Source organism: Paraburkholderia sp. FT54 (genome assembly GCF_031585635.1).
Classification (GTDB): domain Bacteria; phylum Pseudomonadota; class Gammaproteobacteria; order Burkholderiales; family Burkholderiaceae; genus Paraburkholderia.
The window spans coordinates 2559547-2582441 of the sequence record NZ_CP134196.1; the positions used below are offsets into that span (position 1 = coordinate 2559547).

Genomic DNA, 22895 nt, shown 5'->3' on the forward strand with positions numbered 1-22895 from the left:
CCCGCGAGCGGCGGTGTGGGAGCGCATGGGGGAAACAGCCCTCAGCGCCCGCCCACCGGCATTCACGGCGCATGCGATAATTTCACCCTGCCGCAGCCGGCCCGTTTTGTCCCCAAGTCCTTGAAAAATCTACTCGTCAGCCTCGAAAAAGCAGGTGATTTCGATGAAATCATCGACGTGCGCACGCCTCTCGAGTTTGCGGAAGACCACATTCCGGGCGCGTTGAACGCGCCCGTGCTGAGCAATGAAGAGCGCGTGCTGGTCGGCACGACGTACAAACAGATATCGCCGTTCGAAGCCACGCGGATCGGCGCGGCGCTGGTCGCGCGCAATATCGCGCATCACCTGGAGACGACTTTCGCCGACCGGCCGCGCAACTGGCGGCCGCTGATCTATTGCTGGCGCGGCGGCAAACGCTCGGGCTCGGTGACCACGCTCTTCAATATGATCGGCTGGCAGGCGCGCCAACTCGATGGCGGCTACAAGACCTATCGGCGGGCCACGCTCGACACGCTCGTCACCTTGCCGAAGACTTTCTCCTACATCGCGCTGGTGGGCCCGACCGGCAGCGGCAAGACGCGCCTGCTCGCGGCCCTGAACGCCGCGGGCGCGCAGACGCTGGATCTCGAAGCGCTGGCTGCGCACCGCGGCTCGCTGCTCGGCGCCTGGGCCGGCGTGCCTCAGCCGTCGCAAAAGCGTTTCGATACGCTGCTCGTGGGTGCGCTGCGCACGTTCGATCCGGCACGGCCGGTGTTCGTGGAAGCTGAAAGCCGGCGCATCGGCTCCGTTGCGCTGCCGCTCGCGCTGCTCGAAACGTTTCATCAGGGCCGCTGCGTCGAGGTGATGTCGAGCCGCGAAGATCGCGCGGCGTTCCTGCTTCACGACTATGCCCATCTGTTCGACGATCCCGAGTCGCTGAAGGGGCAACTGCAGAAAATGGTCGGTTTGCATAGCAAGGAACGTGTCGCGGGCTGGCAACGGCTCGTCGACGAGAACCGGCGCGCCGAACTCGCGCGCGAGTTGATCGAGCGTCACTATGATCCGGCGTATGCGCGCAGCAGCCATCAGCATTTCGTCCAGTTGCCGCGCGCTTTGCAATTGAATTTCCGCCCCAACGACGCCGATGTCGTCGACCAGGCGAGAGCACTGCTTGCGCAACTGGACAGCAGCGCGCTCGCCATCATCTGATTAAAACCAACCTTCAAGACCACCATGCAATCAACCCTCCGACAACCACGAGTCGCTTTCGGCTGGATCGTCTTTCTGCTGATCGCCGTCGTCGGCCTCTTTTATGTGAAGTGGTTCCCGTACTACAACCGCGCGTTCGTGGCCGCGAGCCAGCACTCCATCGGCAAATCGATCCTGATGGGCACGTCGGCTAGCGCGCCGGCTGCGTCGTGGCAGGCTGCCATCGACTACGCCCTCGCCTACGGCAAGGCGATCTGGCAAGCCATGGTGCTCGGACTGCTGCTCGGCTCTGCGGTACAGGCATTGATTCCGCCGCAATGGGTGGCGCGCGCGCTCGGCCGGACCGATTTTAGCAGCGTGGTGAAGGGTGGCTTGATGTCGCTGCCGGGCATGATGTGCACGTGTTGCGCGGCACCGGTCGTGGCGGGCCTGCGTGCGCGTCAGGCGGCGCCGGGCGCGGCGATCGCGTTCTGGCTCGGCAATACCGCTTTGAATCCGGCCACCCTGATCTTCATGGGCTTCGTGCTCGGTTGGCAGTGGATGGGCTTGCGGCTCGCACTGGGCATCGTGATGGTGTTCGGTCTCGGGTATCTGGTGAACCGCATGGTCACGCCGAAGGAAGCCGAAGCGTCGCGCGAAGCAATGGCGCAACTCGTCGCCGGCGATGTGCCCGGCACCGCGTTCGCGCGCTGGGTGAAAATCCTCGGCACGATGACGCTGCGGCTCGTTCCCGAATACATCGTGCTGGTGCTGATTCTCGGCGCGGCGCGCACGTGGCTGTTTCCGCATGTCGGACCGGAGATCGACAACAGCCTGCTGTGGATCATCGCGTTATCCATCGCCGGCGCGCTGTTCGTGATTCCGACCGCGGGCGAAGTGCCGATCATCCAGGCCATGCTCTCGTTCGGCATGGCGGCCGGGCCGGCCGGCGCGCTGCTGATGACGTTGCCGCTGATCAGTGTCCCGTCGATGGCCATGCTCGGACGCTCGTTTCCGCGACGCGTGCTGACGGTCGTGGCATTGGCCGTCGTGGTGTGCGGTGTGATCAGCGGGTTGCTGGCGGTAGCCTTGAGGTTTTAAAGCATGAGACGTATTGCCGCATTTGCTTTGACATGCTGGTCGGCTGCCGGCCTGCTTTACTTCGGACAGCATTCGGTGGCGCTGATCGTGTTGAGCGGTGTGGTTACGCTGGCCGGTTATGATCTGCTTCGTCCGTGACAGCGCGCTGGTGTGCGTGCCGCGGCGGCCTCGGCATCCGCGCGCACGACGACGTGAGACGGCAACGCTGTGCACGCAAAGGCATTCTTTGCGAACAAGTGGCGCTGTGTCGAACTGGAGGCAATACGGAGGACAGAGACTGACAGGACAGCGGCGCGCTGAATAGTGCGCCGAGGTGATGCGAGAACCTGACAGTAGACGAAAGCGGAGCCGCTTTCGTCTACGTCACGGATGCGTTGGTAGGCTCGATTGGATTCGAACCAACGACCCCCACCATGTCAAGGTGGTGCTCTAACCAACTGAGCTACGAGCCTTTAGAGGCGCGAATTATAGAGAAGGCGCACGCTCAGCACAAGCCCCCAACAGCACTTCTATCGGCAAGCGCGTTGCATTCAATTCGCGGATGCCCACTCGGTCTGCGCATCGAGTGGATAAACCGGCCGCTTCACATGCTCGAAAGCGAACAGGCCATAGTCCGAACTCGTCACACCGCGGCTATCGCATTCCACCAGCGCCGCGGCGATCGGCACGAAAACCGGCCGGCAGTACATGCGCGATTTGAGCAACAGGAAACGCGCGCGACGCGGATCGATGCCGACGCTCTCGAACACGCCGAGGTCCCACGGTTCGTGCGTGCGCTCGGTCATCACGAGTTTGACGGTGCCTGTGTCGAGAACCGCGGCGCGCCCCATGAAGGCACGCTGTCCGGTGTAGGTCGGGCCGCTGATCACGTACTCGCCGTCGGTCAGCGCGCGCACCACGCCGGTTACGGCAAGCGGCGCACGCGGCGTGAGCGCATCGCTCGCGACCTTGTTGCCGATGGTCACCGTCACCGTGCTGCCGACGCCGGCCGACATCAACGCGGCGACCGCTTGCGGATCGCACAACGGTCCGCTCACAATGCCTTCGAGCTTCTGCTTCAAGGCTTCTTCGAGCAGATCCATCGTGTCGCATGTGCCGCCTGACATGCAGTTATCGCCGTGATCGAGCAGGAGCACGGGCTTGTCGGCGCCTCTTGCAAACGCGGCGGCTTGTGCGACGGATTCACCGAGCGGCGCGCTGCGATACACGAAATCTTCGCGCTCGTTCCAGATCTGTCGCGCGATGCGTTCCGCCACCGCTTCGGCCTCGGCTCGTTCGCCATTGCCCACAACCACGACGCTGATGCATGGCGCCTCGATATCGGCCAGCGAAAAGCCCGACAGCACCGACACCGCGAGCATGCCGTCGGCCTCGGCGGCGCGCGCGGCCTCCACGGCACGCTTCATCGCGCCTTCGGCAGTCGCGCTGCGCAGCGTGTGCGTGAGCAGCGGCGGCTGGCGCCATGCGATCACGGGCTTCGCCTTGCCGTGGACCAAATCGAACATCAGACGCGCCGCGTGCGCGCCGGTCTCGTACATGTCGACGTGCGGATAGGTCTTGAAGCTGACGATCACGTCCGCGTTGTCGATCATCTTTTGCGTGACGTTGCCGTGCAGATCGAGCGCGACGGCGATCGGCGCATCCGGCAGCAACGCGCGCACGCGTTCGAGCAAGTCGCCTTCGCCATCGTTCGAATTCTCGGCGACCATCGCGCCGTGCAGATCGAGCATGACGGCGTCGCAACCCGCCGCGGCCGAGACGATCGCCTCGCAGATCGCATCGTAAGCGGCGGCCTCGACGGGTCCGCTCGGATTCGCCGATGCCGACACAGGCGTCACGATGTCGGCATGCTCGTGCGCGGCGGCGTCGATGAACGCGGCCATCGCCGTCTGCATGCCTTTGTTCTCGTTGAACGCGTCCTGGCCATAGCTCGGACCGTTGCGGCCGAACGCCGCCAACGGCGTGGCCACCGGGGAAAACGTGTTGGTCTCGTGATTCATTCGCGCGATGAGGATTTTCATGCGTCTGCGCTCCCCGCTTTCTGCGCGGCGTTCAGCATGGCCTGCAACAGCACGTTGCAACCGGCTTCGAGATGATCCGCGCGGGCGTCTTCGATTTCGTTGTGGCTGATGCCGTCTTTGCACGGCACGAAGATCATCGCGGCGGGCGCGACTCTCGCGAGATAGACGGCGTCGTGGCCGGCGCCGCTGATCACGTCCATCGACGCAAAGCCGAGCGTGTCCGCGCCCTGCTTGACGGCGCCGACCAGTTCCGCGGCGAACGGTTGCGGCGGGAAGTATACGACTTGCTCGACGTCCACCGTGATGCCGGCTTTCTCGCCCGCCAGCGCGCATGCCGCGCGCAAAGCGCTATCCATTGCCGTGAGCGTGGCATCGTCGGCGGCACGCAGATCGACGGTGAGCATCACGCGGCCTGGAATCACATTGCGTGAGTTCGGATGCACGTCGAGCCAGCCGACTGTGCCGCGCCCGTGAGGCGCGTGATCGAGCGCAATGCGGTTGACGGCGTGAATCAGATCGGCCGCGATGAGCAGCGCGTCGCGGCGCAGTTCCATGGGCGTGGGGCCGGCGTGCGCTTCCATGCCTTGCACCGTCACGTCGTACCAGCGTTGGCCGAGCGCGCCTTGCACGATGCCGATCGTTTTGTCGTGGGCCTCCAGCACGGGCCCCTGTTCGATATGTGCTTCGAAATAGGCACCCACGGCGTGCGGTTTTTCGATTTCACCGGCATATCCGATCTGAGACAGCGCGTCGCGCACCGTGATGCCTTCACGATCGCGTTGTTCGAGCGCGTGCTCCAGAGTGAATGCGCCGGCGAACACCCCGGAGCCCATCATCACCGGCACGAAGCGCGAACCTTCTTCATTGGTCCACACCGCGACTTCCAGCGGCGCGAGCGTCCGCACGTTGGCGTCATTCAGCGTGCGCAGCACTTCGAGTCCCGCCAGCACACCGTAATTGCCGTCGAATTTCCCGCCTGTAGGTTGCGTGTCGATGTGGCTGCCGGTCATCACCGGCGGCAGATCGTCGCGCAAACCGGCGCGGCGCGCGAAGATATTGCCGATTGCGTCGATCCGCACGCTACAGCCGATCTCCTTCGCCCACGCGATAAAAAGGTCGCGCGCCTGACGGTCCAACTCCGTGAGTGCGAGCCGGCACACACCGCCTTTCTCGGTGCCGCCGATCCGCGCGAGTTGCATGAGACTGTCCCAGAGCCGCGCGCCGTCGATTCGCAGATCGGCGCACGTCGCGATGGTTGTTGATTCATGAACTTGCATCGATGCTTCCTCGTGTTGAAGACTGAATGCGCGTCAGACCACGCCGACGCCGAGATAACGGTCCTTGATCGAGTCGTCCGCGGAAAACGACGCGTTGTCGCCCGCATACACGATCACGCCTTGTTCGATGATGTAGTGGCGATCCGCGAGTTGCGTGCAGACTTCGAGGTTCTGCTCGACCAGCAGAATGGCCACCCCCGCCTCGCGGATCAGCTTGAGTTGCGCGACGATTTCTTCGACGATCACCGGCGCGAGGCCTTCAACCGGTTCGTCGAGCATCAACAAACGCGGGTGATTCATCAGCGCGCGGCCGATTGCAAGCATCTGCTGTTCGCCGCCGGAAAGCTGTGCGCCTCCGTTCGTGCGCCGTTCTTTCAGACGCGGAAAAATGCGGTAGATGTCGTCGAGCTGCCACGGCGAATCTTTGCGCGCGCCGAGCCGCAGGTTTTCTTCAACGGTGAGCAGACGAAAGATGCCGCGATGCTCGGGCACGAAGCAAACGCCACGTGAGGCGATTTTATGCGGGGGCATGCCGCTGATGCTGGCGCCGTTGAACGTGACCGTGCCGCGCTGCGGCGGGACGACGCCGGCGATCGCTTTCAGCGTGGTCGATTTGCCTGCGCCGTTGCGGCCCAGCAGCGTGACCGTTTCCCCATCGTTGATCTGCAGGGACACGCCTTGCAAGATGTGGCTCTTGCCGTAAAAGCCGTGAATCTGTTGCACGTCGAGAATCATGCGCGGCCTCCGGTGATCATGTTGCCGAGATAGGCGCTGCGCACGCGCTCGTCGCCGCGAATGTCGTCGGGACGCCCTTCCACCAGCACGCGTCCTTGCTGCATGACGGTGATCGTGTCGGAGATGTCCATCACGATGCCCATATTGTGTTCGATCAACACCACCGTGTAGTCGTCGCGCAGGCCACGAATCAATTGTTTCATGTCGTCGAGGTCGTCGATGCCCATGCCCGAGGTCGGCTCGTCCAGAAAGATCGCCTTGGGCCGCGCGGCGAGCGCCATGCCGACTTCGAGCCGACGCTGCTGACCGTGTGAAAGCGCACCCGTCGTTACGTTGCTGAAACGCTGAAGTGCGAGCCGTTCGAGCACACTGTCGACGATGTCCGCGTGCGTGAGCGCGCCGTGCGGCGGCGTCCAGGCATTCAACGCACGCACCGCGTCGACGCCTTGCGCGGCGAGCCGCAAATTTTCTCGCACGCTCAGATTGGCAAACAGGCTGGTTACCTGAAACGAGCGCGCGACGCCACGGCGCACGCGTCTATGGTCCGGCTCGTGCGTGACGTCGTGGCCGTCGAAAACGATCTTGCCCTCGGTGATCGGCAACGTGCCGGTCAACACGTGAAACAGCGTGGTTTTGCCCGCGCCGTTTGGACCGATCACGGAATGCACCGTGCGCGGCATGATGTTCAACGTGACGTCGGAGAGCGCCGTGAATTTTCCGTAGCGCTTCACGACGCCGCTCGCTCGCAGAATGGCTTCACTCATACCGGCTCCTTGCCTGCGTCATTGTCTGCGTCGGCGGATGATTTGCGGCGCAGCGATTGCCAGATGCGTTCGCCCAATCCCCACAGACCGCGCTGCATGAACAGACTGACGGCGATCAGCACGATGCCGAGCAGCAATAGCCAGCGAGGCCACAAGGTGGACAACCAGTCGGCGAACAGCACGTAGAACGCGGCGCCCAATACAGAGGCGAACAGATTGCCTGTGCCGCCGATCACGGTCATCACGAGAATCATCTCGCTCGTGTGATAGTCGATGTTGGAAAGCGGCGCGATGCCCGTCATCAACGCGTGCAGCGCGCCCGCCAGACCCGTGACCGCGCCGGAGATGACGAACGCCATCAGCTTGAAGCGTTTGACGTCGTAGCCCACCGCAGCCGCGCGCGCCTCGTTATCGCGAATCGCGAGCAACGTGCGGCCGAATACGGAGTGCGATACGCGCATCAACAGCCAGAACACCACGAGGAACAGTACGGCGACGAAACCGTAGTACTGCCACGGCGAGGCCAACGGCACGATCGTTTTGCCGAACAGTCCCAACGCCGGGCGCGGAATGTCGAGCAAGCCGTTGTCGCCGCCAGTCAAATCCGGCGTGGTGTAGGCGAGGAAATAAAACAGTTGCCCGAACGCGAGCGTCAGCATGACGAAATACGTGCCACGCTGGCGAATCGAAAACCAGCCGACCAGTGCCGCGGCCGCCGCGCCGATGACGGCCGACGCAAGCAAAGCCGCGGGAACCGGCAACCCTGTTTTGGTGAGGACCAGTCCCGCGCAATAGCTGCCGAGCCCAAAGAAAATGCCTTGCCCGAACGAGAGCAAACCTGTGTGGCCGAGCAGCAGATTGCAGCCGAGAGCAGCGAGTGCGAACACCAACACTTCAGTAGCCAGCGACCCGGAGCGCAGCGTCAGGGGCAAAACGCATACCACCAGCAACGCCAGCAGCAGGAAGCGATAGCGATGCAATGAGTGCTTCAGGCCGGGTTGCGTCTTTGCGGAAGCAGCGTTCTGCCCGATAGGCTTCGAGGTATCGATCATGCTGCCCTCCCGAGCAAGCCGTTCGGTCGCAGCAACAGAACGGCGGCCATCGCGACGTAGATCATCAGTCGCGCGCCTTCCGGCCACAAGGTACTCATCACGCTTTGCACGATCCCCACCAGCAGTCCGCCGACCAGCGCGCCAAGAAAATTGCCCATCCCGCCGACCACCACCACGACGAACGCGACGCTGAGCGCTTCGATACCCATGAACGGATCGACGCCGCGAATCGGCGCCGCAAGGACGCCTGCCAACGCGGCTGTCGCGGCGCCGAGTGCGAACACGAGGCTGAAGACACGCAACACATTGATACCGAGCAGCGAGACCATCTCAGTCGATTCGCTGCCCGCGCGCACCGCGCTGCCGAGCCGCGTGCCCTCCAGCACCCACCACAAAAGCGCGGCCAGTACCGCCGTGAAGCCGATCACGAAGAGACGGTACTTCGGATACACGAAACTGCCCCAGATCACCACGCCGTTCAGCACGTCGGGCACCGCTACGTTATCGCCGAGCGGTCCCCAGATCAGGATCGCACATTCCTGCACGACGAGCGCGAGACCCACTGTCACGAGAATATGAAACTCATGCTGCTGCGCATAGACGTGCCGCAGAATCAGTTTCTCGACAACCCACGCGAGCGCGCCCACGACAATCGGCACGACCACGAGCGCAGTCCAGAAACTCATCGACCACTGCATCGCCTGATAGCAGAAGTACGCGCCGAGCAGATAGAACGCGCCGTGCGCGAAGTTCACGAAGCGCAGCAGGCCGAACACGATCGACAAACCGACCGCGAGCAGGAAATACAGCATTCCCACTCCGATGCCGTTGACGATCTGCAGGAGATAAACGTTCATGGCGTCCGTCTAAAGGGTGGTGCGAAGGGGGAATCGCGACACGGTGCCGCGAGGTGCGCGCCGCGCTTGTGCGCAGCACGGCATACTCAAGCCATCTTGCAGCCGGTTTTGTCGAGCGGCAGGAACGATTGGCCGGAGCTCACGATATCCGCGTAGTCGTCGGCGTTTTTCATCTTGTTCTTCGCCTTGCCCTTCAACAGATAATAGTTCTTCAACACCTGATGGTCGCCTTTGCGGACTTCCTCCGGGCCGGTCAAACCGTCGTATTTCATGCCTTCAAGGGCGGCGACCACTTTCTTCGGGTCGACGTTGCCTGCTTTCACGATGCCGTCGAGCAGGATCTTTGTACAGATATAGGAACCTGCGAGGCTGTAGTTGGGGTTCGCTTTGAACGCGGCGTTCGAACGTTTGACGAGATCGCGGTTGAGCGGCGAATCGATGTCGTGCCAATACTGTGCGCCGAAATAGACACCTTCACACAGGTCGGCGCCGAGCGATTCGAATTGCTCGAGTCCGGACGCCCATGCCATCAGAATCGTGCAATTGTTCTTCATGCCGAAGCTCACAGCCTGGCGCAACGTATCGGAAGATTGCGAGCCGAAGTTCAGAATCAGGAGCACGTCGGGTTTCGCTGCAACTGCGTTCGTCAGATAGCCGCTGAATTCCTTTTCATTGAGCGAGTGGTAGCTGTTGCCCACATGTTCGATGCCCTTCTCTTTGAAGATCGCCTTGGCGGCCGAGAGCAAACCGTCGCCGAACACGTATTGCGGCGTGATGGTGTACCAGCGTTTGGCTTTGGGCAGCATCTGGATCAGCGGACGCACCGTCTGCTCGATCGCGCCGTAGGTCGGTACTGACCAGCGGAACGTGGCGTCGTTGCAGTCCTTTCCGGTGATCTCGTCCGCGCCTGCCGTGGTGATGAAAATACCGCCTGCTTTCTGGACTTCCTTGCCCATTGCCAATGCTTCGGAAGACAGAATACCGCCGGCAAAGAAGCGCGCATTCTTCTGCTGCGCGATTTCCTGCACACGGCGCACAGCGGTTGCGGGTTTGCCTTCCGTGTCGAGCACCGTGTATGCGAGCGGTTGACCCAGCACCTTGCCGTACTGCTCGATAGCGAGCTTCATGCCGAGGTCGGCGTATTTGCCGTTCGCCGCGAATGGGCCCGACATCGGCACCGGACAGGCAAACTGCAAGGCGCCGGCCTGCGCGAACGCGCTTCGCGCGACCAGCGAGCCCAACGTCCCCGGAACGGCCGACAACGCGGCCAGCTTCAACATATTTCGGCGATTCAAAATGACGCTCCTTAGGAAAGAGACAAGCACTGACCGACTACGAAACTGCACGCATTGCGCGAACGACTACTTGAGCTTGCTGGCCGCCGTGAAGTTTTCCACCACATCGGCTTTGTTCTATTTATCATGATAAATAGGCTGGACTTGATCGTAGGTACAATAAATTCGAGTGTCAATAAGGCAAAATTCCTGGCGGCGCCAAGGCGGCCTTTCAGGCTGCGACGGCGTCGGCGAATCGATCGAGGATCGTGCAGGACAAACTGGGAGCATCGAACATGGCCATTGACCGCGCCAAGGCTGGCGCCGCGATTAAGATCAAGCAGCAAAAACGCGGCGATCTGGTCGCAGAGGAAATCAAGCGGCTCATCACCGAGAAAGACCTGAAGCCAGGCGACCGCCTGCCGCGCGAGGTGGAGTTGCAGCAGCTCTTTTCGGTGAGCAAAAGCACGATCCGCGAGGCGCTGAAATCGCTCGAAGTACAAGGTCTCATCAAAGTGACCACCGGCCCGAGCGGCGGCGGCATGGTGGTGGAGGTGCCGCTCGATCGTACGTTGCAACTCCTGCAGAACTATCTGTTCTTCAAGGACGTATCGATCGACGACATCTATACGGTGCGCAAACTGCTGGAGCCCGAACTCGCGGCAGGCGCCGTGCCGCATCTGACGGAGCAGGACTTCGACGCGCTCGACGCGAGCATTGCGTGTTGCGATCGACCGGCTTCGTCACACAGCGGCCAGGACATCGTGCGGCAACGTCAGGAAGATGTGAATTTTCACGACATCCTTGCGGCGGCGAACCCGAATCCGTTCCTGCGCTTTAGTTGCGAGTTGATCAACGAAATGATCCGGCAACTCATCGAGTTTCGTAATGACACGCCGCAAGCGGAACACGAGCGGTTCGGCCAGGCGAACGTCAAGATTCACAAAGCGATTACCAAAGCAGCACGTGAGCGCGATGTGGAGAAGGTGCGTGAATTGATGGTGATTCATATGACTGAGGCGCCGCGCTACGTGAAGCGGATGAAGGGGAAGCTGCGTGGACGTCTGATTCTGGATTCGGAAATTCGGCGACGCGTGCGGGCGCGAAGTGTGGCGCCGTCTTCGGATGAAGGTGATGGGGAGTGAGGCGGGGTTTGATGGAGGTGGGGTTGCGGGCGGCTTGTTGAGGGGAACGGACGGATGTGTCGCTTGGCGAACCTGGGGCTTGATTCTCCGGTGAAGCGATGCGATCGATTTGATGTGTCTGGCATATATCCATGGACGTGGTGCGCTTCCACGCGCAATCCGTCGAGGCAGGTGAGGCACAGGTCGGGCGTCATGCCACTATTGAGATTGCTCGCAGAGTCCATGCGGCAAATAGGCCGTCTTGGTTGCAACGCAGCGGCAACGCAGGTTTCTAATTGACGAGACACCCGCAGCTTGAAGGAAGGTCGAAAGGCGTAGCGCACTTTGGTTGAAAGGTTGCACGCGCCAGTATTTGCGACGGAAATCACAGTCGAAGCAGCCATCAATCTGCGTTCGAGTCGGTCTGCCCGTGACATGCACAACGAGGGCTCAACCTTTTGCGGACCGCGCCGTTATTGCATCTGCACAGGCATAACATTGGACCTTCATGGCACAACCTATTCCGTTATCACGCCACACTGGCGCTGCGCGCGCGCGTCATGCCAAGGCCATGCTGTTGCCGATCGCCCGGCGGACCGCCGACGACCTCGCGTTGCGGGTGCATCTGGCACTCGACGCCTTGCGCCGCGGCGTTGGTAGCATGACCGATGCGCAAACACTCACGCAGACCATGCTGTTGACGGGTTTTCTGGCGGAATCGGGCTTCGGTTCGGCGACCGGTGAGCAAGTGGGTGCGGCGGAACGCGTGGTGTCGGCAGTTTTCGATATTGGTCGCGAGACCGGCGAGTGGAGACTGGACGACGCAGGATTCGCGCTTTTTGCGACGATCGCGACGAACTATGACAAGCAGCTGCATAGCGCGCCCCTTTGGGCAATCACCGACGCGAGCGAACGACTCGATCGATTTACCGCAGGCATGCCGCATCAGGCGCCGGTGCGTAAGCGAGCCTAGTGGCATCGCCATGACGTGGGCAGCGGCCTCGTTGACGAGTTTCCGCCAATCGACGAAGGGTGTACTGGGAAGGCGCGGTGCGGGTAAGCCGCGAAGGTGTGGATCTCGGGCGCGCCTATCTGGAACTGACAGGCTACGCGAACGCGCTGCGGATGGGCAGGGAGTGAAGGCGGTTTCCGGTGCGTTTTTTATGTGTTTGCGGCCACGTAAACGCAGAAACCCCACCTTTTTTGGGTGGGGTTTCTGATGCTGCTGGGGAGCCTGACGATTACCTACTTTCACACGGGTAATCCGCACTATCATCGGCGTGGAGTCGTTTCACGGTCCTGTTCGGGATGGGAAGGGGTGGGACCGACTCGCTATGGTCATCAGGCATGACTTGTTGTCATGCTGTCTGTGGGACAGCACAACCAATCGGGAAGAAGTAGTTTCTGGTGATGCTCACCAGGGGTGAAGCTGTTGGGGTTGTGTTGTCTGTGTGTATCAATTCGCACAACACTGATCTCAACCGTGCGTTCTGCGAGCGCCTCTGGTCATTCCAGCGCCCTGCCCCCTTCGGGGGTTGTCCTGAGTAAGTGCTGAAGCACTAACTCATGACGAAACACACCTGTTATAGGATCAAGCCTTACGGGCAATTAGTATCAGTTAGCTTAACGCATTACTGCGCTTCCACACCTGACCTATCAACGTCCTGGTCTTGAACGACCCTTCAAGGGGCTCGAAGCCCCGGGGATATCTCATCTTAAGGCGAGTTTCCCGCTTAGATGCTTTCAGCGGTTATCTCTTCCGAACATAGCTACCCGGCGATGCCACTGGCGTGACAACCGGTACACCAGAGGTTCGTCCACTCCGGTCCTCTCGTACTAGGAGCAGCCCCCTTCAAATATCCAGCGCCCACGGCAGATAGGGACCAAACTGTCTCACGACGTTTTAAACCCAGCTCACGTACCTCTTTAAATGGCGAACAGCCATACCCTTGGGACCGGCTACAGCCCCAGGATGAGATGAGCCGACATCGAGGTGCCAAACACCGCCGTCGATATGAACTCTTGGGCGGTATCAGCCTGTTATCCCCAGAGTACCTTTTATCCGTTGAGCGATGGCCCTTCCATACAGAACCACCGGATCACTATGACCTGCTTTCGCACCTGCTCGACTTGTCGGTCTCGCAGTTAAGCACGCTTATGCCATTGCACTATCAGCACGATTTCCGACCGTACCTAGCGTACCTTCGTACTCCTCCGTTACACTTTGGGAGGAGACCGCCCCAGTCAAACTGCCTACCATGCACTGTCCCCGATCCGGATCACGGACCAAGGTTAGAACCTCAAACAAACCAGGGTGGTATTTCAAGGATGGCTCCACGCAGACTGGCGTCCACGCTTCAAAGCCTCCCACCTATCCTACACAGACCGGTTCAAAGTCCAATGCAAAGCTACAGTAAAGGTTCATGGGGTCTTTCCGTCTAGCCGCGGGGAGATTGCATCATCACAAACACTTCAACTTCGCTGAGTCTCGGGAGGAGACAGTGTGGCCATCGTTACGCCATTCGTGCAGGTCGGAACTTACCCGACAAGGAATTTCGCTACCTTAGGACCGTTATAGTTACGGCCGCCGTTTACCGGGACTTCAATCAAGAGCTTGCACCCCATCATTTAATCTTCCGGCACCGGGCAGGCGTCACACCCTATACGTCCACTTTCGTGTTTGCAGAGTGCTGTGTTTTTATTAAACAGTCGCAGCCACCAGTTTATTGCAACCCCTTCACCCTTCTGGCGCAGGCCAGTCAGGCTACAGGGGCGTACCTTATCCCGAAGTTACGGTACCAATTTGCCGAGTTCCTTCTCCCGAGTTCTCTCAAGCGCCTTAGAATACTCATCTCGCCCACCTGTGTCGGTTTGCGGTACGGTCTTGTTGAACTGAAGCTTAGAGGCTTTTCCTGGAACCACTTCCGATTGCTTCGTCGCCTGAGCGACTGGCCTCGCACCCTTGAATTCCGCGCCCGGATTTGCCAAAGCGCCTTCTCCAATGCAAGGACCGGGACTTCCAACACCCGGACAACCTTCCGCGATCCGTCCCCCCATCGCATTCAACAATGGTGCAGGAATATTAACCTGCTTCCCATCAGCTACGCATTTCTGCCTCGCCTTAGGGGCCGACTCACCCTACGCCGATGAACGTTGCGTAGGAAACCTTGGGCTTACGGCGAGGGGGCCTTTCACCCCCTTTATCGCTACTCATGTCAGCATTCGCACTTCCGATACCTCCAGCACACTTTCCAGTGCACCTTCGCAGGCTTACGGAACGCTCTCCTACCATGCACATAAATGTGCATCCGCAGCTTCGGTATATTGCTTAGCCCCGTTACATCTTCCGCGCAGGACGACTCGATCAGTGAGCTATTACGCTTTCTTTAAAGGATGGCTGCTTCTAAGCCAACCTCCTGACTGTTTTAGCCTTCCCACTTCGTTTCCCACTTAGCAATATTTGGGGACCTTAGCTGGCGGTCTGGGTTGTTTCCCTCTTGACACCGGACGTTAGCACCCGATGTCTGTCTCCCGTGATTGCACTCTTCGGTATTCGGAGTTTGCTATGGCGTAGTAATCCGCAATGGACCCCACAACCATGACAGTGCTCTACCCCCGAAGGTGATACACGAGGCACTACCTAAATAGTTTTCGGAGAGAACCAGCTATTTCCAGGTTTGTTTAGCCTTTCACCCCTATCCACAGCTCATCCCCTAACTTTTCAACGTTAGTGGGTTCGGACCTCCAGTACGTGTTACCGCACCTTCATCCTGGCCATGGATAGATCACCTGGTTTCGGGTCTACACCCAGCGACTGAACGCCCTGTTCGGACTCGCTTTCGCTACGCCTGCCCTAATCGGTTAAGCTTGCCACTGAATGTAAGTCGCTGACCCATTATACAAAAGGTACGCCGTCACCCCTTGCGAGGCTCCGACTGTTTGTATGCATGCGGTTTCAGGATCTGTTTCACTCCCCTCCCGGGGTTCTTTTCGCCTTTCCCTCACGGTACTGGTTCACTATCGGTCGATCACGAGTATTTAGCCTTGGAGGATGGTCCCCCCATCTTCAGACAGGATTTCACGTGTCCCGCCCTACTTTCCGTACACCTAGTTCTTCCTCGCTGTTTTCGTCTACAGGGCTATCACCTGCTATGGCGGCACTTTCCAGAGCCTTCGACTAACAATGAAGATAAAGAGTACAGGCTGGTCCCATTTCGCTCGCCACTACTCTGGGAATCTCGGTTGATTTCTTTTCCTGCGGTTACTTAGATGTTTCAGTTCACCGCGTTCGCTTCACATGACCTATGGATTCAGTCATGGATGACCCATACGGGCCGGGTTTCCCCATTCGGATATCGGTGGATCAAAGCTCGTTTGCCAGCTCCCCACCGCTTTTCGCAGGCTACCGCGTCCTTCATCGCCTGTGATCGCCAAGGCATCCACCACATGCACTTGTTCGCTTGACCCTATAACGGGTGTGTCTCCTGTGTGATCCACTGGGAATCACACGCTCGCCACGCCCGCTACAGGTTGAGTATTCGTGTTGCGCCGTATTCCAAAAGCGATCTTTCGATCTCTCTTTTCATACATTGATACAATCACAACCCTGATTCACCTACTCGCACACCCATCTCTAAGTATGCTTTCGTGAATCTCTTTACTACTTCTTCCTGATTGTTAAAGAACGACAGCCGACATAAAACCCTGTTTCATGTCACTCTGACTGGCTCAATCGCCAATGCCTGTTTCACTACACCGCAAACCCCTTTCAAGGTCTGCCGCAGTAAAACCGGCATTGAGGATTGGTGGAGGATGACGGGATCGAACCGACGACCCCCTGCTTGCAAAGCAGGTGCTCTCCCAGCTGAGCTAATCCCCCAGTCATACAGATACCCCAGAGGTTTTTAGACGATCAGCACACCAGACAAGACTTTGGTGGGTCTGGATGGATTCGAACCATCGACCCCCGCCTTATCAAGACGGTGCTCTAACCGACTGAGCTACAGACCCCTGAGTCTGTCCATTTTCACAGCCGATAAGCGTGAGCGCTCAACGTTCGACACGTCCAGCTCGAGAAAGGAGGTGATCCAGCCGCACCTTCCGATACGGCTACCTTGTTACGACTTCACCCCAGTCATGAATCCTACCGTGGTGACCGTCCTCCTTGCGGTTAGACTAGCCACTTCTGGTAAAACCCACTCCCATGGTGTGACGGGCGGTGTGTACAAGACCCGGGAACGTATTCACCGCGGCATGCTGATCCGCGATTACTAGCGATTCCAGCTTCACGCACTCGAGTTGCAGAGTGCGATCCGGACTACGATCGGTTTTCTGGGATTGGCTCCCCCTCGCGGGTTGGCGACCCTCTGTTCCGACCATTGTATGACGTGTGAAGCCCTACCCATAAGGGCCATGAGGACTTGACGTCATCCCCACCTTCCTCCGGTTTGTCACCGGCAGTCTCCCTAGAGTGCTCTTGCGTAGCAACTAGGGACAAGGGTTGCGCTCGTTGCGGGACTTAACCCAACATCTCACGACACGAGCTGACGACAGCCATGCAGCACCTGTGTTATGGCTCCCTTTCGGGCACTCCCACCTCTCAGCAGGATTCCATACATGTCAAGGGTAGGTAAGGTTTTTCGCGTTGCATCGAATTAATCCACATCATCCACCGCTTGTGCGGGTCCCCGTCAATTCCTTTGAGTTTTAATCTTGCGACCGTACTCCCCAGGCGGTCAACTTCACGCGTTAGCTACGTTACCAAGTCAATGAAGACCCGACAACTAGTTGACATCGTTTAGGGCGTGGACTACCAGGGTATCTAATCCTGTTTGCTCCCCACGCTTTCGTGCATGAGCGTCAGTATTGGCCCAGGGGGCTGCCTTCGCCATCGGTATTCCTCCACATCTCTACGCATTTCACTGCTACACGTGGAATTCTACCCCCCTCTGCCATACTCTAGCCCGCCAGTCACAAATGCAGTTCCCAGGTTAAGCCCGGGGATTTCACATCTGTCTTAGCGAACCGCCTGCGCACGCTTTACGCCCAGTAATTCCGATTAACGCTTGCACCCTACGTATTACCGCGGCTGCTGGCACGTAGTTAGCCGGTGCTTATTCTTCCGGTACCGTCATCCCCCCGCCGTATTAGGGCAGAGGATTTCTTTCCGGACAAAAGTGCTTTACAACCCGAAGGCCTTCTTCACACACGCGGCATTGCTGGATCAGGGTTGCCCCCATTGTCCAAAATTCCCCACTGCTGCCTCCCGTAGGAGTCTGGGCCGTGTCTCAGTCCCAGTGTGGCTGGTCGTCCTCTCAGACCAGCTACAGATCGTCGCCTTGGTAGGCCTTTACCCCACCAACTAGCTAATCTGCCATCGGCCGCCCCTGCAGCGCGAGGTCCGAAGATCCCCCGCTTTCATCCGCAGATCGCATGCGGTATTAATCCGGCTTTCGCCGGGCTATCCCCCACTACAGGACACGTTCCGATGTATTACTCACCCGTTCGCCACTCGCCACCAGGGTTGCCCCCGTGCTGCCGTTCGACTTGCATGTGTAAGGCATGCCGCCAGCGTTCAATCTGAGCCAGGATCAAACTCTTCAGTTCAAACCTGTTACTGTTTTCGGTTCAGTTAAGAACCGGTCGCTCACTCAACGTACTGACGAATGATCTTTCCATCTCGCGATGAAAAAACCTTCCTTTCATTACTGTGTGAGACTTGATACTTTCGCTTTGCGGCAGACCCCGGAGGATCCGCCTCGCGTCGCGCATCAAGCGCCCACACTTATCGGCTGTTAATTTTTAAAGATCGGTTACGCATTCACTACCAAACCAGCACCACACTTCAACCACCCGGCACCGCTTCGTTCTGCGTCGCTGCATCTGCAGCAGAGAAACGAGATTATGGAGAGCGACTGACACGTCGTCAACCCCTTTTTGTGAATTTTCTTTTGACCAGGCGCCGATCGACGCCAGAAACAGGCTCCCCCTATATATAGGGGGAGTGGCGCAAACGCGACCCCGTCATGTCAGGACGACCGAACTCCTCTATAGTGAGGAGCTTGAAATCAGCGAATGTGCACGCATCTAGATGCATCGACCCGGCGACCGCTCCACGCCCGACCAGCGGCCCAAGGACGTACCTGCGACAAACGCGCATGATGAAATGATGTGCACAGGATGAGCGCAAAGGCCCAAGCTCGGATATAATGCGAGCCGCGCGAAATTCGCACATTTCTATCGGCCCGCTTCGAGCGGGCTCATCTTTTTTGCTCCCCAGAGCACAGCCAAACAACCGCGTTGAGTCACTCAGGTGATGTTGAGCCATGCTCGAAACGCCTGACGGTCGCGTCTTGCGTCTCATAGCGAAGCCTCTAGAGGAGAATACGTGAACCCTTTTGATCGCGAAGATTCGCAACACGAAACCGCCGCCTACACCGCCAAAGCTCCCTCGGGCCGTACGGCCAAGGGCAAGGGCGCCGGTAAAGCGATCCCCGTGGCGGCCGAGCTGCCGCCGCAGCAAGCTGAAGAACGTCAGCGCCAGATGCGTGCGCTGATCCAGCTGGGTAAGGAGCAAGGCTACCTGACTCACGCGCAGATCAACGACCATCTGCCCGACAACTTCGCGCAAACGGCTGCGATCGACAGCATTGTCAGCGCGTTCAACGACATGGGCGTGCAGGTCTACGAGCAGGCCCCGGACGCGGAAACGCTGCTGCTGAACTCGAACGCCCCCGCCGTGGTGTCGGACGATCAGGCGGACGAGGAAACCGAAGTCGCCCTGTCGACCGTCGACTCCGAATTTGGCCGCACGACCGACCCGGTGCGCATGTACATGCGCGAAATGGGCGCGACCGAACTGCTCACGCGCGCGGGCGAAATCGCGATTGCGAAGCGCATCGAAGACGGCCTGCATGAAATGGTGCAGGCGATTGCCGCTTGCCCGCTCGCGATCTCGGCCATTCTGGCAAGCGCGCAGCAGGTTGCCGACGGCGAGTTGCGCATCGACGAACTGGTCGACGGTCTGAATGAAGACACGGTCTCCGCCGAAGAAGAAGGCGCAAGCGCGGACGCATCCGCCGATGTCGACGCGGACACGGACAGCGACGACGAAGAAGACAGCGACGACGACGTCGGCCCGGCCGACTCCTCAGCAGCAGACGAAGCACGCCTGAAGCAACTCACGAGCGACTGCCTCGAAATCTTCGCCCAGGTCGGCATGCTGTCCGACCAGATGAACGCGTCGCACACGCGCGGCGACGTCACCTCGAAGGCATACCAGCGTGCGCGCGAAGAGATCCAGCAGCACCTCGCGAAGATCCGCTTCACGGCACGCACCATCGACCGCCTGTGCGGCGACGTGCAGCAACAGGTGGCGCAAGTTCGCGCGATCGAGCGCAACATTCTGCAAATCGTCGTCTCGAAGAGCGGCATGCCGCGCGAGAAGTTCATCGAGTCGTTTGCCGGTCATGAAGCCGACCTCGGCTGGACGGAACGCGCGGCGCGCGGTGCGTCGTCGTACGGTGCGGCGCTGGAGCGCCATCTGCCGGCAATTCAGTCCGAACAGCAAAAACTGATCGAAATCGAAGCAACGGTTTCGCTTCCGCTCAAGCATCTGAAAGAGATCAACCGCCAGATGGTCGCGGCCGAATCGAAGATGCGCAAGGCGAAGAGCGAGATGATCGAGGCCAACCTGCGTCTCGTGATCTCGATCGCGAAGAAGTACGTGAATCGCGGCATGCTGTTCCTCGACCTGATCCAGGAAGGCAACATCGGCCTGATGAAGGCGGTGGACAAGTTCGAATACCGGCGCGGCTGGAAGTTTTCCACGTACGCAACGTGGTGGGTCCGCCAGGCCGTGACGCGTTCGCTCGCCGATCAGGCTCGCACGATCCGCGTGCCGGTGCACATGATCGAAACGATCAACAAACTGAACCGCATTTCGCGCGAAATCCTGCAGCAGACCGGTCAGGAAGCGCATCCGTCCGTGCTCGCGGAACGCATGGAACTCTCGGAAGAGAAGGTGCGCGGCATTCTGAAGATCGCGAAGCAGCCGGTGTCGATGGAAACGCCGGTCGGCGACGACGGCGACGCCACGCTCGGCGACATGATCGAAGACTCGGCAGCGTCCTCGCCGGCCGACGCAGCAATGCAAGCCGACTTGCGCGCCGCCATCGACGACGCGCTTGATTCGCTGTCGCCGCGCGAAGCCAAGGTGCTGCGCATGCGTTACGGCATCAACACGAAGTCGGACCACACGCTTGAAGAAGTCGGCAAGCAGTTCGATGTTACGCGTGAGCGGATTCGTCAGATCGAGAGCAAGGCCATGCGCAAGCTGATGCACCCGAGCCGTGCTGATCGTCTGAAGTCGTTCCTCGACCGCTAAGCCGGCCGCTAAGCCGTCAATAGCGCTTGCCGTGCGTCACGTACGGCAAGCGCTTTCTTTTTCCCGCTCCCCTTTCAAGCAAGCAGGGAAATGATCCCGCCGAGGGTGATTCCCGCTGCCAGCCACCGTCCAGCCGTATAGAACCCATTGCGCTCTTCTTGAGGCTGGTCCGGACGCTCGAGGCCGAGCGTGCCGTACGCAAACGATTTGACCGCTGAAACACCGGATACCGGCGCACCCTCATTTGCAGAATCGCTGACTGCGTCAGTCTGACCCGTATTGCCATCCTGAGCCGCCGTCGCCGCGCCGTGAGCGGAGATATGGACGGCGTCATCCTGCGTGGGCGCATTCACCGTCGATGTCTGCAAGACAGCGTCGTGCGTCGCGGACGGGCTTTTCGTCGCCGCCCGCCGCGACCGCGCAACTTTCGCCGGTAACGCTTCCCACCATTGCGCCATTCCTCGCATGCCCCGCCGCACGGCTAAGCGAACTGCGCCCGCCACGCCGCCAGCAGCAGCGGGCAACCGCCGGAGAGCGCTCCCGAACCAGCCATCGCCACAGGTAACGGGCATAGTCGTTGCGCGCTCCCCATGTACGCTTTTTTACGAGGAGCACATCATGACCACGCTCGATCCCCAAGTCCCGGCATCCGCCGGCACGCAAGGCGCAACTATTGTTGGAGTCGGCATCGGTGACGGTCCGGGACCGGATGTCATGGCGGCATCCACGCTCGACGGAAACAAGGTGATGTCGTCCGACGGTGAACATGTCGGCAAAATCTCCGACATCATGCTCGACGTACGCGGCGGGCGAATCGCCTACGCGGTGTTGTCCACCGGCGGCTTTCTCGGCATGGGCGACACGCTTCACGCGATTCCGTGGAGTGCGCTCACGCTCGACACGGACGACAAATGCTTCGTGCTCGATGCAAGCGCCGAACGAATCAGGAACGCGCCGGGCTTCGATAAGGATAACTGGCCTTCGATGGCGGATACGCAATGGGGCACGACTGTGCACGAGTACTACAACCGTCCTCCGTATTGGACGGCCACGCGTGACGTAGTGGAAGAGCGGGGATTGGACTGCGACCTTTGATCGCCGATTGAGGCGGGGTCAAAGCCACGCGAGTGCATCTTCTTGCCGAAGGCGTGCTCGCGGTAGAACTTGTTCACAGCATTTGTCCACAGAAATTGTTCGCAAGCCTGTGGACAACCTGCGCATGACTCACGCAACTCGTTGAACGCATTGGCTTTCACCGCCGCGCTCTCAATAAGTCGTCGCGTGCCTCGCGACTTGCCGTACATCGAGCGGACGGCGCTTTTACGGCAATACAAACGTCTTCACAAGCGTCAATTCACCGGCCTTGCGCATGGGCACGCGAATCGTTTCGCTCTTTTCGTTCGGCGTATTCTCGTTCGTGATGATAGTCACCTGCGCGACGGTCATGTCGGCGCCGCTATTGCCGCTGCCGTAGTAATTCACATAGACCAGATACGTGCCCTTCAACGGCGCCGCGGACGAGTAAATCTCCGGCCCATAGCCGGTCGTCACGTCGACGTCGAGCGCGCCGCCGTTCGGCGCGACGCGCTCGCCGTACCAGGTGTGCGCGCCGTCAGGCGAAACTACGTGCAGATCGAGATCAGTGCCGTCGGTGTCCCACGCGAGCAGCACGCGCAGCTTCGGTTGGGTCTTGCCGCTGTAGGCGTCGTAGAACTGCACGCGCTTGCGGCTGCCATCCGGCGCACGCAGTTCGACGCCATTACTGCCGGCGGGAAACGCGTAGGGACGCGAAAACCTGCCATCCTCTTCCACGCGCTGCGGCAACGGCGTGCCGTCGACCACCAGCGTGCCGACAGAAATGCCTTTCTTCTTCGGCGCATTGCGGATCTGCCCTTCGATCAGCGCGAATCTGGACTGTCCTTCCGGCGTCGACACCGACACCGCCGGGTAATGCACGTCCTGCGTATAGCGCTCGCTGTCGCCGCTCGTGTTGCGCCAGCCGTTCAACGGCGCGGCGAAGTCGATATCGCTCGCGTGCGCCGCCGGCGCTACCAGCGAGCAGGCCAAACAGGTGAAACATGCACCTGCGAGCCATCCGCGGCTCGCCTTCACCCAACCCGTCGTCTCGACCTTCATCG

General features: G+C 59.9%; 17 protein-coding genes, 3 tRNA genes and 3 rRNA genes. 8 read left to right on the forward strand and 15 right to left on the reverse strand.

Features of this window, described 5'->3' with window-relative positions:
- The first annotated feature begins 120 nt into the window (after nucleotides 1-120).
- The 3 genes from mnmH to RI103_RS31120 are packed head-to-tail and all read left to right on the forward strand — an operon-like array spanning nucleotide 121 to nucleotide 2406.
- Nucleotides 121-1188, forward strand: a complete 1068-nt coding sequence (gene mnmH, locus RI103_RS31110) for a tRNA 2-selenouridine(34) synthase MnmH (protein ID WP_310816509.1) — start codon at nucleotides 121-123, stop codon at nucleotides 1186-1188.
- 24 nt (nucleotides 1189-1212) lie between these two features.
- Entirely contained in the window at nucleotides 1213-2268 is a 1056-nt protein-coding gene (locus RI103_RS31115) for a permease (protein ID WP_310816510.1), read from the forward strand.
- 3 nt (nucleotides 2269-2271) lie between these two features.
- A complete protein-coding gene (locus tag RI103_RS31120) occupies nucleotides 2272-2406 on the forward strand; it encodes a hypothetical protein (RefSeq protein WP_310816511.1) in 135 nt (44 codons plus the stop codon).
- 237 nt (nucleotides 2407-2643) lie between these two features.
- On the opposite strand, the gene RI103_RS31125 is transcribed toward RI103_RS31120, so the two are convergent.
- From RI103_RS31125 to RI103_RS31160, 8 genes are all read right to left on the reverse strand, one after another.
- Nucleotides 2644-2720, reverse strand: a tRNA-Val gene (locus RI103_RS31125).
- A gap of 78 nt (nucleotides 2721-2798) precedes the next feature.
- Nucleotides 2799-4289, reverse strand: a complete 1491-nt coding sequence (locus RI103_RS31130; protein WP_310816512.1) for a M81 family metallopeptidase — start codon at nucleotides 4287-4289, stop codon at nucleotides 2799-2801.
- Nucleotides 4286-5566, reverse strand: a complete 1281-nt coding sequence (locus RI103_RS31135) for a Zn-dependent hydrolase (protein ID WP_310816514.1) — start codon at nucleotides 5564-5566, stop codon at nucleotides 4286-4288. Before RI103_RS31135 ends, RI103_RS31130 begins: the two co-directional genes overlap by 4 nt.
- A gap of 33 nt (nucleotides 5567-5599) precedes the next feature.
- A complete protein-coding gene (locus RI103_RS31140) occupies nucleotides 5600-6301 on the reverse strand; it encodes an ABC transporter ATP-binding protein (protein ID WP_310816515.1) in 702 nt (233 codons plus the stop codon).
- Nucleotides 6298-7065: an ABC transporter ATP-binding protein gene (locus RI103_RS31145; RefSeq protein WP_310816516.1), complete on the reverse strand. Its 768-nt coding sequence runs from the start codon at nucleotides 7063-7065 to the stop codon at nucleotides 6298-6300. Before RI103_RS31145 ends, RI103_RS31140 begins: the two co-directional genes overlap by 4 nt.
- Nucleotides 7062-8117, reverse strand: coding sequence for a branched-chain amino acid ABC transporter permease (locus tag RI103_RS31150; protein WP_310816518.1), 1056 nt, complete (start codon nucleotides 8115-8117; stop codon nucleotides 7062-7064). Before RI103_RS31150 ends, RI103_RS31145 begins: the two co-directional genes overlap by 4 nt.
- Nucleotides 8114-8974 (reverse strand): branched-chain amino acid ABC transporter permease, encoded by an 861-nt coding sequence (locus tag RI103_RS31155; protein WP_106314729.1) that lies wholly within the window; start codon nucleotides 8972-8974, stop codon nucleotides 8114-8116. The genes RI103_RS31150 and RI103_RS31155 overlap by 4 nt, the downstream gene beginning before the upstream one ends.
- 86 nt (nucleotides 8975-9060) lie before the next feature.
- On the reverse strand, nucleotides 9061-10269 hold the full coding sequence (locus RI103_RS31160; protein ID WP_310816521.1) for an ABC transporter substrate-binding protein: 1209 nt from the start codon (nucleotides 10267-10269) through the stop codon (nucleotides 9061-9063).
- Between the two features lie 275 nt (nucleotides 10270-10544).
- Here RI103_RS31160 and RI103_RS31165 point away from each other — a divergent pair, with 275 nt between their 5' ends.
- The 3 genes from RI103_RS31165 (at nucleotide 10545) to RI103_RS31175 (ending at nucleotide 12512) form a co-directional block, all read left to right on the forward strand.
- Entirely contained in the window at nucleotides 10545-11393 is an 849-nt protein-coding gene (locus RI103_RS31165) for an FCD domain-containing protein (RefSeq protein ID WP_310816523.1), read from the forward strand.
- A gap of 487 nt (nucleotides 11394-11880) precedes the next feature.
- A complete protein-coding gene (locus RI103_RS31170) occupies nucleotides 11881-12345 on the forward strand; it encodes a hypothetical protein (protein ID WP_310816525.1) in 465 nt (154 codons plus the stop codon).
- 77 nt (nucleotides 12346-12422) lie between these two features.
- Nucleotides 12423-12512 carry a hypothetical protein gene (locus tag RI103_RS31175; protein WP_310818621.1) on the forward strand — a complete coding sequence of 30 codons (90 nt, stop codon included), beginning with the start codon at nucleotides 12423-12425 and terminating at the stop codon, nucleotides 12510-12512.
- 92 nt (nucleotides 12513-12604) lie between these two features.
- On the opposite strand, the gene rrf is transcribed toward RI103_RS31175, so the two are convergent.
- From rrf to RI103_RS31200, 5 genes are all read right to left on the reverse strand, one after another.
- A 5S ribosomal RNA gene (gene rrf / locus RI103_RS31180) occupies nucleotides 12605-12718 on the reverse strand.
- A gap of 241 nt (nucleotides 12719-12959) precedes the next feature.
- Nucleotides 12960-15838: ribosomal RNA gene (locus RI103_RS31185) — 23S ribosomal RNA — on the reverse strand.
- Nucleotides 15839-16175: 337 nt separating this feature from the next.
- A tRNA-Ala gene (locus RI103_RS31190) sits at nucleotides 16176-16251 on the reverse strand.
- A gap of 54 nt (nucleotides 16252-16305) precedes the next feature.
- Nucleotides 16306-16382, reverse strand: a tRNA-Ile gene (locus tag RI103_RS31195).
- A 65-nt stretch (nucleotides 16383-16447) separates the two neighbouring features.
- Nucleotides 16448-17978, reverse strand: a 16S ribosomal RNA gene (locus RI103_RS31200).
- The 16S, 23S and 5S rRNA genes sit together here with 2 tRNA genes alongside, the layout of an rRNA operon.
- Before the next feature lie 781 nt (nucleotides 17979-18759).
- On the opposite strand from RI103_RS31200, the gene rpoD reads away from it, so the two are divergent.
- The gene (rpoD, locus tag RI103_RS31205) at nucleotides 18760-20757 is read left to right on the forward strand and encodes an RNA polymerase sigma factor RpoD (RefSeq protein ID WP_310816526.1); all 1998 of its coding nucleotides are present in this window, start codon (nucleotides 18760-18762) and stop codon (nucleotides 20755-20757) included.
- A gap of 74 nt (nucleotides 20758-20831) precedes the next feature.
- Here rpoD and RI103_RS31210 read toward each other — a convergent pair whose 3' ends face one another.
- Entirely contained in the window at nucleotides 20832-21125 is a 294-nt protein-coding gene (locus RI103_RS31210) for a hypothetical protein (protein WP_310816528.1), read from the reverse strand.
- 250 nt (nucleotides 21126-21375) lie between these two features.
- Here RI103_RS31210 and RI103_RS31215 point away from each other — a divergent pair, with 250 nt between their 5' ends.
- Nucleotides 21376-21852, forward strand: coding sequence for a PRC-barrel domain-containing protein (locus RI103_RS31215; protein ID WP_310816529.1), 477 nt, complete (start codon nucleotides 21376-21378; stop codon nucleotides 21850-21852).
- A 225-nt stretch (nucleotides 21853-22077) separates the two neighbouring features.
- Here RI103_RS31215 and RI103_RS31220 read toward each other — a convergent pair whose 3' ends face one another.
- Complete coding sequence (locus RI103_RS31220; protein ID WP_310816531.1) at nucleotides 22078-22893, reverse strand: DUF2135 domain-containing protein; 816 nt, start codon at nucleotides 22891-22893, stop codon at nucleotides 22078-22080.
- Nucleotides 22894-22895: the final 2 nt, after the last annotated feature.